The 13,562-nt window shown below is 73.6% G+C and carries 15 protein-coding genes; 9 read left to right on the top strand and 6 right to left on the bottom strand.

Going from position 1 to position 13,562, the window contains the following annotated elements:
• Positions 1-127: 127 nt before the first annotated feature.
• Both ACIPLC_RS29675 and ACIPLC_RS29670 read left to right on the top strand, forming a co-directional pair.
• On the top strand, positions 128-268 hold the full coding sequence (locus ACIPLC_RS29675; protein WP_400476098.1) for a hypothetical protein: 141 nt from the start codon (positions 128-130) through the stop codon (positions 266-268).
• 114 nt (positions 269-382) lie between these two features.
• On the top strand, positions 383-1,231 hold the full coding sequence (locus tag ACIPLC_RS29670) for an aminoglycoside N(3)-acetyltransferase (protein ID WP_400476097.1): 849 nt from the start codon (positions 383-385) through the stop codon (positions 1,229-1,231).
• Between the two features lie 178 nt (positions 1,232-1,409).
• On the opposite strand, the gene ACIPLC_RS29665 is transcribed toward ACIPLC_RS29670, so the two are convergent.
• From ACIPLC_RS29665 to ACIPLC_RS29650, 4 genes are all read right to left on the bottom strand, one after another.
• Positions 1,410-2,942: a M1 family metallopeptidase gene (locus ACIPLC_RS29665; protein ID WP_400476102.1), complete on the bottom strand. Its 1,533-nt coding sequence runs from the start codon at positions 2,940-2,942 to the stop codon at positions 1,410-1,412.
• A gap of 245 nt (positions 2,943-3,187) precedes the next feature.
• Complete coding sequence (locus ACIPLC_RS29660) at positions 3,188-4,060, bottom strand: sulfurtransferase (protein ID WP_400476096.1); 873 nt, start codon at positions 4,058-4,060, stop codon at positions 3,188-3,190.
• A gap of 138 nt (positions 4,061-4,198) precedes the next feature.
• Positions 4,199-4,525 (bottom strand): hypothetical protein, encoded by a 327-nt coding sequence (locus tag ACIPLC_RS29655; protein WP_400476095.1) that lies wholly within the window; start codon positions 4,523-4,525, stop codon positions 4,199-4,201.
• Positions 4,526-4,703: 178 nt separating this feature from the next.
• On the bottom strand, positions 4,704-5,537 hold the full coding sequence (locus ACIPLC_RS29650; RefSeq protein ID WP_400476094.1) for a polysaccharide deacetylase family protein: 834 nt from the start codon (positions 5,535-5,537) through the stop codon (positions 4,704-4,706).
• A 228-nt stretch (positions 5,538-5,765) separates the two neighbouring features.
• Here ACIPLC_RS29650 and ACIPLC_RS29645 point away from each other — a divergent pair, with 228 nt between their 5' ends.
• The gene (locus tag ACIPLC_RS29645; protein ID WP_400476093.1) at positions 5,766-6,626 is read left to right on the top strand and encodes an SAM-dependent methyltransferase; all 861 of its coding nucleotides are present in this window, start codon (positions 5,766-5,768) and stop codon (positions 6,624-6,626) included.
• Positions 6,627-6,740: 114 nt separating this feature from the next.
• Here ACIPLC_RS29645 and ACIPLC_RS29640 read toward each other — a convergent pair whose 3' ends face one another.
• Positions 6,741-7,610 carry an Fpg/Nei family DNA glycosylase gene (locus ACIPLC_RS29640; protein WP_400476092.1) on the bottom strand — a complete coding sequence of 290 codons (870 nt, stop codon included), beginning with the start codon at positions 7,608-7,610 and terminating at the stop codon, positions 6,741-6,743.
• Positions 7,611-7,750: 140 nt separating this feature from the next.
• On the opposite strand from ACIPLC_RS29640, the gene ACIPLC_RS29635 reads away from it, so the two are divergent.
• The 4 genes from ACIPLC_RS29635 to ACIPLC_RS29620 all read left to right on the top strand — a co-directional run bounded on the left by ACIPLC_RS29635 (position 7,751) and on the right by ACIPLC_RS29620 (position 10,517).
• The gene (locus ACIPLC_RS29635; RefSeq protein ID WP_400476091.1) at positions 7,751-8,203 is read left to right on the top strand and encodes an SRPBCC family protein; all 453 of its coding nucleotides are present in this window, start codon (positions 7,751-7,753) and stop codon (positions 8,201-8,203) included.
• Positions 8,204-8,347: 144 nt separating this feature from the next.
• The gene (locus ACIPLC_RS29630) at positions 8,348-9,007 is read left to right on the top strand and encodes a hypothetical protein (protein ID WP_400476090.1); all 660 of its coding nucleotides are present in this window, start codon (positions 8,348-8,350) and stop codon (positions 9,005-9,007) included.
• Positions 9,008-9,105: 98 nt separating this feature from the next.
• Positions 9,106-9,903, top strand: coding sequence for a DsbA family protein (locus ACIPLC_RS29625; protein WP_400476089.1), 798 nt, complete (start codon positions 9,106-9,108; stop codon positions 9,901-9,903).
• Entirely contained in the window at positions 9,900-10,517 is a 618-nt protein-coding gene (locus ACIPLC_RS29620) for a vitamin K epoxide reductase family protein (protein WP_400476088.1), read from the top strand. Before ACIPLC_RS29625 ends, ACIPLC_RS29620 begins: the two co-directional genes overlap by 4 nt.
• A gap of 69 nt (positions 10,518-10,586) precedes the next feature.
• Here the strand turns inward: ACIPLC_RS29620 and ACIPLC_RS29615 are convergent, their stop codons facing one another.
• Entirely contained in the window at positions 10,587-11,570 is a 984-nt protein-coding gene (locus ACIPLC_RS29615) for an adenosine deaminase (protein WP_400476087.1), read from the bottom strand.
• Between the two features lie 175 nt (positions 11,571-11,745).
• On the opposite strand from ACIPLC_RS29615, the gene ACIPLC_RS29610 reads away from it, so the two are divergent.
• On the top strand, positions 11,746-12,027 hold the full coding sequence (locus tag ACIPLC_RS29610; RefSeq protein WP_400476086.1) for a DUF6158 family protein: 282 nt from the start codon (positions 11,746-11,748) through the stop codon (positions 12,025-12,027).
• Positions 12,028-12,151: 124 nt separating this feature from the next.
• Positions 12,152-13,540: an NADP-dependent succinic semialdehyde dehydrogenase gene (locus ACIPLC_RS29605; protein ID WP_400476085.1), complete on the top strand. Its 1,389-nt coding sequence runs from the start codon at positions 12,152-12,154 to the stop codon at positions 13,538-13,540.
• Positions 13,541-13,562 lie beyond the last annotated feature (22 nt).

The following is a 13,562-nucleotide window of genomic DNA, read 5'->3' as shown; positions in this document are numbered from 1 at the left end:
GGCCCCCGTGGTGGTGGGGGCCCGGGGGCCGCGGGCGGGGGCGCCGCCGCCGTGGGCCCGGGGGGCGGGGGGGGGGCGGGGGGGGCCGGGCCCCCCGCGCCGCCCCGCCGGCCCCCCCGCGGCCGGGTTGCCGGCGACCCCGCTCGCGGTCACCGCCGCCGACGTGCTCGCCTGGGACCGCGAGCGCGGCGAACCGCCCCTCGGCCACGGCTTCACGCCCGAGCAGGAGGCCCGGGTGCTGGCCGAGGCGACGGGTTCGAGGGCCTGAGTAGACCGCCGACCCGAGGACGGCCACCCCGTCCTGACCGGTTGTCAGTGGCACACGCTATGGTCGGCCCCGAACGATCCCACCAGCACCTGCACAGCACCGCCAGGGGGCACCATGACCGCGCACCGCACCACCGCGCACAGCGCCGGCCCGCGCACCACCCCGCCCGACGCGCCGCTCAGCACCGCCGATCTCGTCGAGGGCTGGCGGCGGGTGGGCGTCCGCGAGGGCATGGCGATGATCGTGCACTCCTCACTCTCCAGCCTCGGCCGGGTCGACGGCGGCGCCGCGGCCGTGGTGGCCAGCCTGCGCGAGGCGGTCGGGCCCGGCGGCACGGTCGCGGTGCCCACCTTCACCACCGACGTCGTCAGCGACCCGGCTCCGGAGCACACCGGCCTGCCGAGCCCCGAGGTCGCCGAACGGCGGGCCGCCGTCCCGCTGTTCCACACCGGGCTCCCCTCCCGCATGGGCGCCGTCCCGGAGGCGCTGCGCGCGCTGCCGGAGAGCCTGCGCAGCACGCATCCGCAGGCCTCGGTCGCCGCGGTCGGGGCGCACGCCCGCGAGGTCACCGCCCGCCGCTCACTGGGCTTCGCGGTCGGCCGCGAGTCGCCCTTCGGCGCGCTGCACGACCTCGGCGGGTACGTGCTGCTGATCGGCGTCGGGCACAACCGCAACACCTTCCTGCACTACGCCGAGACCTTCGCGCCCAACCGCCGGCTCAAGCTCCGCCGCTTCCCGATGGCGATCCAGGGCGAGCGGGTCTGGATCGAGGCGCCCGACGTGGGCAACGACAACGACACCCACTTCCCGGTCGTGGGGCGGGAGTTCGAGGAGCGGGCGGGCATCCGCGAGGTGCTGGTCGGCAGCGCGCCCTGCCGGCTGATCCCGGTCCGGGAGCTCATACCCTTCGCCGTCCGCCGCCTCACCGAACTGCTGGCGGCGGACGGCTCCGGAGCGGCGTAGCCCGATCGACCACCCGCTTCCTCAAGCGGCCGACCGGACCACGCCCGTCACCAGGTCACCCACTCACCGGGCGACCCAGGCCTCCACACATCCCGGGCTCAACGCACCCGGGGCTCAACGCACCCGGACGCCAACGTACCCGGACGCCAACGTACCCAGGTCTCAACGCACCCGAGCCTCAACGCTCCTCGTCGTGCAGCGAGTTGGTCTCCTGGATCTTCTTCCAGGACTTCGGCTCCACCGGCAGCTGCCCGTCGGCCCCTCCCGCGTCCGCACCCGGCGCGAGCGAGGCCGCAGCGGCCACTGCGGCCGGCACCGGCCCGGTGGCCGGCTTCGAGGCGGTGAACAGCCAGGTGGCGAAGAGGTCCCCGAGCTTCTTCCCGGAGACCTTCTCGGCGTACGCCTGGAACTCCGGGACGGTGGCGTTGCCGTACCGGCGCTCGGTGGGCCAGCCCTTCAGGATCTGGAAGAACTTGTCGTCCCCGACGGCGTTGCGCAGCGCCTGGATGGCCACCGCGCCCCGCTCGTAGACGGCGTTCGAGAACTGGTCGGCGGCGCCCGGGTCGCCCGGCTTGACGGTCCAGAAGGGGTCGTCGGCCGGGTGCGAGGCGTAGACGTAGTCGGCGAGTTCCTGTGCCGTGCCCTCGCCCTCGTGCTCGGACCAGAGGAACTGCGCGTACCGGGCGAAGCCCTCGTTCAGCCAGATGTCGCTCCAGCGCGAGACCGAGACGCTGTCGCCGTACCACTGGTGGGCCAGCTCGTGCACGACGACGGAGGTGTTGGAGCCGCGCGCGAACTGCCGGGGGCTGTAGAAGACCCGGGTCTGGGTCTCCAGGGCGAAGCCGGTCTTGACGTTGGGCACGTAGCCGCCGACCGAGCTGAACGGGTACTCGCCGAAGTAGCCGCTCAGCCAGTCGACCAGTTCGCCGGTGCGCTCGACACTGGCCTTGGCCGCGTCGGCGTTCTCGCCGAGGTCCTTGCTGTACGCGTTGTAGACGGGCAGCCCACTCGGCGTGGTGTCGGTCGTGACGTCGAACTTGCCGACCGCGAGGGTGGCCAGGTAGGTCGCCTGCGGCTTGTTCTCGCGCCAGCTGTAGCGGGTCCAGCCGGCCTGGGAGACGGCGCCGGTCAGGATGCCGTTGCTGATCACCTGGTTGCCGTCCGGCACCTGGACCGAGACGTCGAAGGTGGCCTTGTCGCTCGGGTGGTCGTTGCTCGGGAACCACCACCACGCCGACTCGGGCTCACCGGCGGCCACCGCGCCGTCCGGCGTGCGCAGCCAGGCGGTGAAGCCGTACTTCTTCACGGTGGACGGGACGCCCTTGTAGCGGACCACCACGGTGGCCAGGCTGCCCTTGGCCAGCGGCCGGGCGGGCGTGACCTCCAGTTCCTGCTCCCCGCTGGTGGCGAAGGTCGCCGGACGCCCGTTGACCCGGACCTCCTGGACGTTCAGCGCGAAGTCCAGGTTGAACCGGGAGAGGTTCTCGGTCGCCGTGGCGAGGATGGTGGTGGTGCCCTCCAGTTCGTCGGTGGCGGGCTGGTATTTCAGCCGGATGTCGTAGTGCGAGACGCGGTACCCGCCGTTCCCGTAGGTCGGGTAGTACGGGTCTCCGACGCCGGCCGCGCCGGGTTGGAAGTCGGCCGCCGAGGCGGGGACGGCCAGGAACAGGCTCAGGGCGCTGGCAGCAGAGACGATCAGCCTCTTGCGCACGTGGTCCTCCAGGGTCACGGGGACGATGGGTCGGATCGATCCTTGTCCCGGTAGGCCCCGGTCCACTCCCTGATTGTGAGATGTTCATGAAAAGAAACGGGCCGAAACGGCACCGCCGCGGCACCGTCACACACCCCACCGGCCCCCCGCGCCCCACCCGTCCCTCGCACCCCGGCCCCTCACCCCCCCCCCCGACCACCACCACCCCGGCTGCCACCGCCCCGGCGGCCACCCCCGCACCGCCCTCACCCGCCGAGCGCCACCGGCGCCCGCACCAGCGAGCCGTACTCCGTCCACGAGCCGTCGTAGTTCTTCACGTGCGGGTACCCCAGCAGCTCGGTGAGCGCGAACCAGGTGTGCGCGGACCGTTCGCCGATCCGGCAGTACGCGATCACCTCGCGCTCCGGTTCCACGCCCTTCCCCCCGTACAGCGCCCGCAGTTCCTCCGCCGAGCGGAACGACCCGTCGTCGTTGGCCGCCTGGGACCAGGGGACGTTGACCGCGCCGGGGATGTGCCCGGGCACCTGCGCCTGCTCCTGCGGCAGGTGCGGCGGCGCGATCAGCTCGCCCCGGTACTCGGCGGGCGAGCGGACGTCGACCAGCACCGCGTCCGAGCCGGGCTTGGCGAACACCTCGGCCTTGCCGAGCACTTCGTCCCGCAGTGCCCGCAGCTCCGGGCGCTCGGGCCCGGTCAGCCGGTAGGCGGTGTGCTGGTAGTCCATCACCTCTTCGGTGAGCCCGCGCCCCTCCAGCTCCCACTTCTTGCGCCCGCCGTCCAGCAGCCGCACGGGCCCGAAGCCCCGCAGCCGCAGCAGCCAGTAGGCGTACGCGGCGAACCAGTTGTTGTTGCCGCCGTAGAGCACCACGGTGGTGTCGTCCTCCACGCCGGCCGCCCGCAGCAGGTGCTGGACGCCCTCCCGGTCGACGTAGTCGCGGCCGATCCGGCAGTGCAGGTCGGTGGTCCAGTTCCAGCCGATCGCGCCGGGGATGTGGTCCCGGTCGTAGGCGGTGGTGTCCTCGTCCACCTCGACGACCCGGATCGTCCCGTCGTCCAGGTGGTGGGCCAGCCACTCGGTGCCCACCAGCGCCTCGGGGTGTGCGTAGCCGTTGCCGGTCATCCCAGGCCCTCCTTCGCTCTGCCCAGGCTGCGGGGCCCGACCACGGGCACAGCGGGCCGCACGCGGACACGGCGGGGCGCCGGCGACCGGGCCGGACAGTTCGACGCTACGCCGACCGTCCGGCCCGGGCCACCCCACTCAGGAGAAGACCACGGAACGCAGCTTCAGCCGGTCGCCGAGCTTCTTGCCGGGGTTCATGACGTAGAAGACGTCGCCGTTGCAGTCGAAGTCCAGGAAGACCGTGGCCGTCGAGGTGGTGAAGTTCTCCGGCGCGAAGGCCGGGTCCTTCTCGGTGGCCCCGAACAGGTTGATGCACTGGCCGCTCTCCGGGTCGGCGAGCCCGGCCGGCACGCCGGGGCCGACCCTGTAGAGGAAGTCGCCGGTGGCGGCGTTGGCGGAGGTCGGAACCGCGAGGACGAGGGCGACGGCGCTGGCGACGGCGAGTGCGGTGTTGCGGAGACGCATGATTGATGGCCTTTCAGGAGGTACCTGGTGGTACCTGATGCATTGATGCGAGATCACCCTAGAGGCCCAAAATCAGCAGAAACGGTTCTCCCAAGCCACTCTTTCGGGTGGTTTAAGCGGCAAAGCCGCGACCTTCATCGGGAAACCGCCGCCCACACCCGCCGCCCCGCGCCCCCGCTCAGTTCGACGGGGCCGAGAAGGAGTACCCCTGGTCGACCAGCACCGGCAGGTACGCCTTCAGCGCCGCCACCGTCTGTGAGCGGTCGCCGCCGCCGTCGTGGTTGAGCACGATCGACCCGGGCCGGACGTTCTTGAGGATCCGCTCGGTGATCGCCGCCGTCCCGGGCTCGGCCCAGTCCTCCGGGTCCACCGACCAGCCCATCGGCCGCATCCCGAGCTCGGAGCTCACCTTGAGCGCGACCGCCGACCAGTCCCCGCCGGGCGCCCGGAACCAGGTCGGCTGGCGTCCGGTGATCCGCTGGAGCAGGTCGGAGGTGCGCTCCAGCTCGTCCCGCACCGCCTCCTCGGGCATGTGCCGCAGGTCGGGGTGGGTCCAGGTGTGGTTGCCGATGTGGTGGCCGCGGTCGGCGATCTCCCGCACCAGCCCCTGGTTCTCGACGGCGCACTCGCCGACCAGGAAGAAGGTCGCCCGGATCCCGTACTGCTGGAGCAGCGCCAGCACGGTCGGCGTGTACCGGGGGTCCGGCCCGTCGTCGATGGTGAGCCCCACCACCCGGCCAGCCGGGTCGAGTTCGTTGACCGGCTTGCGCTCGGCCTCCGTGAGCACCCGGTGGACGGGCGCCGGCGGGACGGGGGCGGGCGGCGGGCCGGAGGGGGTCGACGCGGGCGTCCCGGACGGCCCGGGGGTCGACCCGGCGGCCTCCGGTACGGCACCCGGCGGCCGCGCCGTGGTGTCCGCACCGGCGTCCCCGCCGCTCCAGGGGCTCCCGCAGCCGGCCGCCCCGAGCAGGGACATCCCGGCCGCGACCAGCAGCAATCGCCGCGAGGGCATTCGTGAGTAAATCTGATGATCTGACAGCATTCTGAATGCTTCCCCCGTGTACCGCCGCCGCTCCCCGATGGCGCCTCAGACGGGCCCGATCACCACTCCGACGGCGCAAGCACACCCCTCCCTCCCCCGGCCTCCCCACCACTCCCCCGACCGGACGCCCGGCCTCCCCTCCGGACCGCTACGCTGTGCCTTCCCCAGTGTGATGATCTGCCATCAGAGGACGTGGCCATGACGACAAGTCAGGACATCCCGGACCAGGGCCGGCCCGACGACGACCCCACCGAGCTGAGCCAGTGGGAACGGTTCGGCGTCGACACCACCGCCCCGCACTCGGCGCGCGTGTACGACTACTGGCTGGGCGGCAAGACCAACTTCCCGCCGGACCGCGCCATGGGGCAGGCCATCGAGCAGGCCGTGCCGAGCGTCAAGCAGATGGCCAAGGCGAACCGCGCCTTCCAGGGCCGGGCCGTCCGCCACCTCGCCCGGGAACACGGCATCCGGCAGTTCCTCGACCTCGGCACCGGCATCCCCACCTCGCCCAACACCCACGAGATCGCCGAGGCGGTCAGCCCCGGCACCCGGGTGGTCTACGTCGACAACGACCCGATCGTGCTCGCCCACGCCCGCGCCCTGATGGTGTCCAGCCCTGCCAGCCGGACCACCTACATCCACGCCGACCTGCGCAAGCCCGAGGAACTGTTCACCGACCCGGCGCTCACCGCCACCCTGGACCTCACCCGGCCGGTCGGCCTGCTGATGATCGCCGTGCTGATGCTCATCGCCGACGAGGACGACCCGTGGGGCCGGGTCGCCGCCCTGCGCGACGCCCTGCCCGCCGGCAGCTGCATCGCCCTCACCACCCCCACCCAGGACTTCGACCCGGAGGCGGTCGGCAAGGTCACCGAGGCCGCCCGGGCCGGCGGCATGACCCTCGTCCCGCGCACCCGCGACGACGTCCTGCGCTTCTTCGACGGCTGGGACCTGGTCGAGCCGGGCCTGTCCCCCGTCCTCGCCTGGCGCCCGGACGGCGAGCCGCCGGCCGACCCGAAGGCCGCGTACTACTGGGGCGGCGTCGCCATCAAGCGCTGAGCCCGCCCCGGACCAGGCCGGGGACGGGGCCGAGGCCCCGGCCCGACGGGCCCCGCTGCCACCGAGCCCACCCCGGGTGGGGCAGGCCGCACCAGGCCGGCCCCACCCGGCGGCTCACTTCAGCAGCCGCGACAGCCGCCGGTCCGCCAGCGGTTTCCCCCCGGTCTGGCAGGTCGGGCAGTACTGCAGCGAGGAGTCCGCGAAGGACACCTCGCGCACGGTGTCCCCGCAGACCGGGCAGGGCAGGCCGGTCCGGCCGTGCACCCGCAGCCCCAGCTTCTTCTCCGCCTTCAGCTCCCCCGCCGCCAGCCCGCGCGAGCGCTCCACCGCGTCCCGCAGCGTGGCGCCGAGCGCCTCGTAGAGCCGCTCCGTCTCCTCCCCGGTCAGGCCGGCCGCCAGTTTGTACGGGGACATCCGGGCCGCGTGCAGCACCTCGTCCGAGTAGGCGTTGCCCACCCCGGCCAGCACGCCCTGGTCCCGCAGCACGCCCTTGAGCCGGCGCCGGTCGCCGCTCAGCAGGGCGGCGAAGTCCGCCAGGGTGAACGCCGGGTCCAGCGGGTCCGGGCCGAGCCGGGCCACCCCGGGCACCTCGGCCGGGTCCTCCACCACGTAGACCGCGAGGCCCTTCTTGGTCCCCGCCTCGGTCAGGTCGAAGCCGTCGCCGGCCTCCCCGGCCAGGCGCAGCCGTAGCGCCAGCGGGTTCCTCGGGCTCGGGCGCGGCGGCTCGGCGGGCAGGCCGTCCTTCCAGCGCAGCCAGCCGGCGCGGGCCAGGTGGACCACCAGGTGCAGTCCGCCGGCCTCGATGTCCAGGAACTTGCCGTGCCGGGTCACCGGGCCGACGGTCCGCCCCTCCAGCGCGGTGACCGGCGGGTCGTACGTCTTCAGCGCGCTGATCGCGACCGGCTGCACGCGGGCGATGACGCGCCCGGTCAGCCGCTCGGACAGGAAGGCGCTCAGCGCCTCGACCTCGGGCAGCTCCGGCATGCGCCCAGTCTCCCGCAGCCCCGGGCCGGCCGCCCGCCCGTGCCCCACCCTCGCCTTTGCCCGGCCCCCGCCCGGGGCGCAGGCTGGAACTACGCGCCGTATCCCGCGTCCCCCATGCGCCCCCGCCCCGGAGCACCGTGATGAGCATCCTTGAGGAACAGATCGACCTCGCCGTCCCCGTCCTCGTCGCCTGGGAGCAGCTGCACCGGGTGCACGACTACCCGCAGTTCGTCGACGGCGTCCGCAGCGCCCACCCGCACGGACGGAACCTGGCGCACCTCGGGGTGGAGGTCGGCGGCGCCGAGCGGGCGGTGGACACCGAGATCACCGACCGCGGCCGGGGCCGGGTGATGTCCTGGCGGACGCTCGACGAACCGCGGCTGCACGGCGCGTTCGCGCTCCTGCCGCTGGCCGCCCGGCGCACCCGGCTGCAGATCCGGGTGGAGTACGACCCGGAGGCGATGCACGAGGCGTTCGGCGGGCCGCGCGGTTTCGCCCTGGCCGGGGCGATCGAGCGGACCGTGCGGGGCGACCTGGAGCACTTCCGGGAGCTGGTCGAGGAGCGGGTCGGCGCGGCGGGCGGACACGGGTGAGCACGGCGGGCCGGCCCGGGTGAGCGCGGCGGCCACCCGCACGTAAGGGCCGCATAAGACCAGCTCAGCGCCGGTGGTGAGGCTGTTCACAGCGGACCTCCGGCCCGACCGTTTCACTTTCAACCTGTGGCAGACTCGGATGCCATGAACATCGGCCCGGTCACCAGGACGCTCCGCGCGGCGGTCTTCGCCGCGCTGGTCGTGCTGCTCGCCGGGCTCGGCCAGGTGGTGGTCACCGGCCGCGCGCTGCCGGCCGGGACGATGGCCCTGGCCTCCGTCGCCGTGTTCGCGGTGGCGTACGCGCTGGCCGGCCGCGAGCGCGGCTACCCGGCGGTCGCGGCGGTGTTCCTGCCGCTGGAGCTGGGCGTCAGCGCGCTGTTCGACTTCGCCCAGACCGCCTGCCCGTCGCTGCCGCCCGGCGCCGCGCACGGCTTCCAGCCGCTGCTGTGCGGCGGCGGCTCACTGGGCGGGTTCCTGCTCGGCCACGGCGTCTCCCAGCAGACCGGCGTCCTGCTGCTCCTGCTGCTGCACGCCGCGATCGCGCTGGCCGGCGCGTTCTGGCTGCGCCGCGCGGACGCCGCGCTGGCCGGCCTCGCCCGCACCGTCCGGATGCTGGGCGACTTCCTGCACCGGCACCTGCCGGCCGCCGCCCGCTGGCTGCGGCTGCTCGCCGCGCCCGTCCCGGCCCGTCCGGTGGCGCGGGTGCCGTTCCCCCCGGCCAGCCGGGCCCTGGTCCCGGCCGAGGACGTCGTCGTCCGCCCGGCCGTCCGGCGCGGTCCGCCGGCGCTCGCCCTGGCCTGCTGACAGGCGCGCGCCGCTCGGCGCCGCTCCCGGCCGGTCCTCTCGCCGCGCGCCCCGCGCCCCCGCACCCCCGCACGCCCGAGAGCACAGGACGACACCTCATGAGCAACACCCGCAAGACCGCCGACAAGACCAGCGCCACCGACCGCATGCGCGCCGCCCGTGCCCAGGCCGAGCGCTCCGACCGGATCCGCCGCCGGGTCGTGGTCGGCGTCGCCTCCGCCGCCGTGCTGGCCCTCGCGGCGGGCGTGGCCTTCGCCGTCAGCGGCTCCTCCGGCTCCGGTTCCGCCGACGCGGCCGCGAGCGGCCCGCTGGTCGTCCCCGCCAACGCGGGCGGCCAGGACGGCACCGTGATCACCTACGGCAAGGCCGACGCCCCGCACACCCTGGAGATCTACGAGGACTTCCGCTGCCCGTACTGCGAGCAGTTGGAGACCACCACCGGCAAGACCATCCAGCAGCTCGCCGACGCCGGCACGTACAAGATCGAGTACCACCTGGCGACGTTCCTGGACAAGAACCTCGGCGGCAAGGGCTCGCGCACCGCGCTGGCCGCGGCCGGCGCCGCGCTCAACGAGGGCGTCGACAAGTTCAAGCAGTTCCACGACGTGCTCTACGCCAACCAGCCCGACGAGCGCACCGACGGCTTCGGCGACGTCAACCACCTCCTCGACCTGGCCGGCCAGGTCCCCGGGCTGAAGACCGACGGCTTCGTCAAGGCCGTCCAGGACGGCACCTACGCGCCGTGGGCGGCCCGGGTGAACGAGGAGTTCAACAAGAGCGACGTCACCGGCACCCCGACCGTCAAGCTGGACGGCAAGAAGCTGGACGTCCTCACCGGCGGCAAGGCCGCCACGCCCGAGCAGTTCACCGCGATGGTCGAGCAGGTGACCGGATGACGGCCACCGCCCCCGCCGCGCGGACGTACGGCGCGAGCCGCCCGTTCGCCTGGCTGCTGCTGATCGGCGGCGCGGTCGGCCTGTTCGCCTCCTCGGTCCTCACCCTGGACAAGATCCGGCTGCTGAAGGACCCGTCCTACGTCCCCTCCTGCAACATCAACCCGATCATCAGCTGCGGCTCGATCATGCGCAGCGACCAGGCCGAGGCCTTCGGCTTCCCCAACTCGCTGCTCGGCCTGGTCGGCTTCGGGGTCGTCATCGCGATCGGCGCCGGGCTGCTCGCCGGAGCGCCGTACCGGCGCTGGTTCTGGCTCGGCCTCCAGGCCGGGACGGTCTTCGGCATCGGCTTCGTGACCTGGCTGATGTACCAGGCGCTCTACCGGATCAACGCGCTGTGCCCGTACTGCATGGTGGTCTGGGCCGCGATGATCCCGCTGTTCTGGTACACCACCCTGCACAACCTGCGCTCCGGGATCATCCCCACCGGCCGCGCCCTGCGCCCGGTCGTCCGCGAGGCGGCGCGCTACCACTGGGTCGTCCCGGCGCTCTGGTACGCGGTGATCGCCCTGCTGGTCCTCAACCGGTTCTGGTACTACTGGAGCACCCTGCTCTGACCCCGCCGCCCGGCCCCGGGCCCCACCGCCCCGGGGCCGGGGCGGTGGGGCCCGCCCGTCGGGCGCTCCCTAGAAACGGAACTCCTCGACCTCGGCCAGCAGTTCGGCCCGGCGCTCGTCGTCGATGAAGGAGGCCCGGAAGGAGTTGGCGGCGAGCCGGCGGAGGGTCTCCTCGTCGAGGGCGAGGGCCTGCTGGACGGCGCGGAAGTTGTCGTCGACGTAGCCGCCGAAGTACGCCGGGTCGTCCGAGTTGACGGTGACCAGCAGGCCGGCCTCCAGCATCTCGCGCAGCGGGTGGTCGGTGAGCGTGTCGATGCAGCGCAGGCGGACGTTGGAGAGCGGGCAGAGGGTCAGCGGGACCTGCTCGCGGACCAGCCGCGCGACCAGCTCGCCGTCCTCCAGGCAGCGCAGGCCGTGGTCGATCCGCTCGACGCCGAGCACGTCCAGCGCCTCGGTGATGTAGGACGCCGGGCCCTCCTCACCCGCGTGGGCGACGCGGTGCAGCCCGGCCTCGGCGGCCCGGCGGTAGACCTCGCGGAACTTGGCCGGCGGGTGGCCGACCTCGGCCGAGTCGAGGCCGATGCCCGCGATCCGGTCGAAGTAGGGGCGGGCGGCCTCGAAGGTCTCCAGCGCGGACTCGGCGGACTCGTCCCGCAGGAAGCACATGATCAGCCGGGTGCTGATCCCGTGCCGCTCCTCGCTGCGCGCCAGCGCCCGGGTCAGGCCGTCGACCACCACGCCGAGCGGCACGCCGCGCGCGGTGTGCGCCTGCGGGTCGAAGAAGATCTCCGCGTGCCGCACCCCCGCCTCGGCCGCCCGGGCGAGGTAGGCGTCGGCGAGGTCGGCGAAGTCCTCCTCGGTGCGCAGCACGGCCATCAGCGCGTAGTACAGGTCCAGGAAGGACTGCAGGTCGCTGAAGGAGTACGCCTTCCGCAGCGCCTCGGTGTCGGCGTAGGGCAGCGCGACCGCGTTGCGGGCCGCGAGGGCGAAGGCGAGTTCGGGCTCCAGGGTGCCTTCGATGTGGAGGTGGAGTTCGGCCTTGGGGAGGGGCATGGGGGATCTGTCCGAGCTGTAGGGGGCGGGAGCGAAGAGTCCAGAGGCATTCATCCTACGATCCGTTCGATCACGACCGGCCTGACGGACGCGCCCCGGTCCACCCGAACTGATGCACCGGTCGGGGGCAGCGGGCACCCTGTGAGGAGGGGGCTTCCGCCGAGGAGGTACCGAGATGCGCCACGTCGAGGATCCGCACATCCGGCCTGCGGGCGTCTCCCCGCACGCCCTGGGCAACGACACGCTCCTGCACGAGCTGGAACAGCTGCACCGCACGCGCCACGAGACCTTCCTGTACGGCTCGGAGGAGGCCCTCAAGCGGCACACCCTGCGCACCGGGCAGTTGGAGGCCGAGTACCTGCACCGTTTCCCCAGCCGGCTGGTGACGGCTGCGCGGACGAGGGCCGGTGCCCGGGCCCGCGAGGCGGCAGCCCGGGTGGAGTCGCTGCCCGAGTAGGGCGCGCCCTGACGCCGCGCGCCCGGCGGGACACGCCGGGCGCCGGTGGCGTGCCCCCGGGCGGGCCGTCGGGGAGGGTGAGAGGCGCAGACGCACCGGACCCCGACCCCCCTGGGAGCCCCGCATGCCCATCGCCAGCGTCAACCCCGCGACCGGCGAGATCCTGGAGACCTTCGAACCGCTCGACGCGGCCGGCGTCGAGCAGCGGCTGGCCCGCGCCGAGGCCGCCTTCCACGGCTACCGCACCACCCCCTTCGCCGCCCGCGCCGACCTGCTGCGCCGGGCCGCCGACCTGCTGGACCAGGATCTGGAGGCGATCGCCCGCACCATGACCGAGGAGATGGGCAAGCCGCTCACCGCCTCCCGGGCCGAGGCCGCCAAGTGCGCCAAGGCGATGCGCTGGTACGCCGACCACGCCGAGGGGCTGCTCGCCGACGAGCACCCGGCGCCGGCCGACGTCGCCGACTCCGGCGCCGCCCGCGCCTACGTCCGCTACCGCCCGCTCGGGGCGGTGCTGGCCGTGATGCCGTGGAACTTCCCGTTCTGGCAGGTGATCCGGTTCGCCGCGCCGGCCCTGATGGCGGGCAACGTCGGCCTGCTCAAGCACGCCTCCAACGTGCCCCGGACGGCGCTGGCGCTGGAGGAGCTGTTCCGGCGGGCCGGCTTCCCGGAGGGCTGCTTCCAGACGCTGCTGATCGGCTCGGGCGCGGTCGAGGGCGTGATCCGGGACCGCCGGGTGGCCGCGGTGACGCTCACCGGCAGCGAGCCGGCCGGGCGGGCGGTCGCCGCCACCGCCGCCGACGAGGTGAAGAAGGCCGTTCTGGAACTGGGCGGCAGCGACCCCTTCGTGGTGCTGCCCAGCGCCGACCTGGACGCGGCGGTGCGCACCGCCGTCCGGGCCCGGGCGCAGAACAACGGGCAGTCCTGCATCGCCGCCAAGCGCTTCATCGTGCACACCGACGTGTACGACCGCTTCACCGCCGCCTTCACCGAGGCGATGCGGGCGCTGCGCGTCGGCGACCCGATGGACGAGGCGACCGACGTCGGCCCGCTGGCCAGCCGCCAGGGCCGGGACGACCTGGAGGAACTGGTCGAGGACGCCCGCACCCACGGCGCCCGGGTCGAGTGCGGCGGCGGGCGCCCGGAGGGCTGGGACACCGGGTACTTCTACGAGCCGACGGTGCTGACCGGCATCACCCCGGCCATGCGGATCCACCAGGAGGAGACCTTCGGCCCGGTCGCCACGGTCTACCGGGTCGCCGACCTGGACGAGGCGGTGGCGTTCGCCAACGACACGCCGTTCGGGCTCAGTTCCAACGTCTGGACCCGGGACGAGGGCGAGCAGGAGCGCTTCGTCCGCGACATCCAGGCCGGCGGGGTGTTCTTCAACGGGATGACCGCCTCCCACCCGGCGCTGCCGTTCGGCGGCGTCAAGCGCTCCGGGTTCGGCCGGGAGCTGTCCGGTCACGGGATCCGGGAGTTCTGCAACGTCACCACGGTGTGGATCGGCTAGGACGTGTCCGGCGCGAACGCGG

Source organism: Kitasatospora sp. NPDC086801 (assembly GCF_044745805.1).
Lineage (GTDB): Bacteria > Actinomycetota > Actinomycetes > Streptomycetales > Streptomycetaceae > Kitasatospora.
The sequence above is the reverse complement of the archived record's forward strand: the minus strand, read 5'-3'. Positions and strand labels throughout refer to the sequence as shown.

Coding starts and splice junctions, on each gene's coding strand:
- ACIPLC_RS29670 (WP_400476097.1), top strand. CDS start 383: ATGACCGCGCACCGCACCACCGCGCACAGCGCCGGCCCGCGCACCACC.
- ACIPLC_RS29660 (WP_400476096.1), bottom strand. CDS start 4,060: ATGACCGGCAACGGCTACGCACACCCCGAGGCGCTGGTGGGCACCGAG.
- ACIPLC_RS29655 (WP_400476095.1), bottom strand. CDS start 4,525: ATGCGTCTCCGCAACACCGCACTCGCCGTCGCCAGCGCCGTCGCCCTC.
- ACIPLC_RS29650 (WP_400476094.1), bottom strand. CDS start 5,537: ATGCCCTCGCGGCGATTGCTGCTGGTCGCGGCCGGGATGTCCCTGCTC.
- ACIPLC_RS29645 (WP_400476093.1), top strand. CDS start 5,766: ATGACGACAAGTCAGGACATCCCGGACCAGGGCCGGCCCGACGACGAC.
- ACIPLC_RS29640 (WP_400476092.1), bottom strand. CDS start 7,610: ATGCCGGAGCTGCCCGAGGTCGAGGCGCTGAGCGCCTTCCTGTCCGAG.
- ACIPLC_RS29635 (WP_400476091.1), top strand. CDS start 7,751: ATGAGCATCCTTGAGGAACAGATCGACCTCGCCGTCCCCGTCCTCGTC.
- ACIPLC_RS29630 (WP_400476090.1), top strand. CDS start 8,348: ATGAACATCGGCCCGGTCACCAGGACGCTCCGCGCGGCGGTCTTCGCC.
- ACIPLC_RS29625 (WP_400476089.1), top strand. CDS start 9,106: ATGAGCAACACCCGCAAGACCGCCGACAAGACCAGCGCCACCGACCGC.
- ACIPLC_RS29620 (WP_400476088.1), top strand. CDS start 9,900: ATGACGGCCACCGCCCCCGCCGCGCGGACGTACGGCGCGAGCCGCCCG.
- ACIPLC_RS29615 (WP_400476087.1), bottom strand. CDS start 11,570: ATGCCCCTCCCCAAGGCCGAACTCCACCTCCACATCGAAGGCACCCTG.
- ACIPLC_RS29610 (WP_400476086.1), top strand. CDS start 11,746: ATGCGCCACGTCGAGGATCCGCACATCCGGCCTGCGGGCGTCTCCCCG.
- ACIPLC_RS29605 (WP_400476085.1), top strand. CDS start 12,152: ATGCCCATCGCCAGCGTCAACCCCGCGACCGGCGAGATCCTGGAGACC.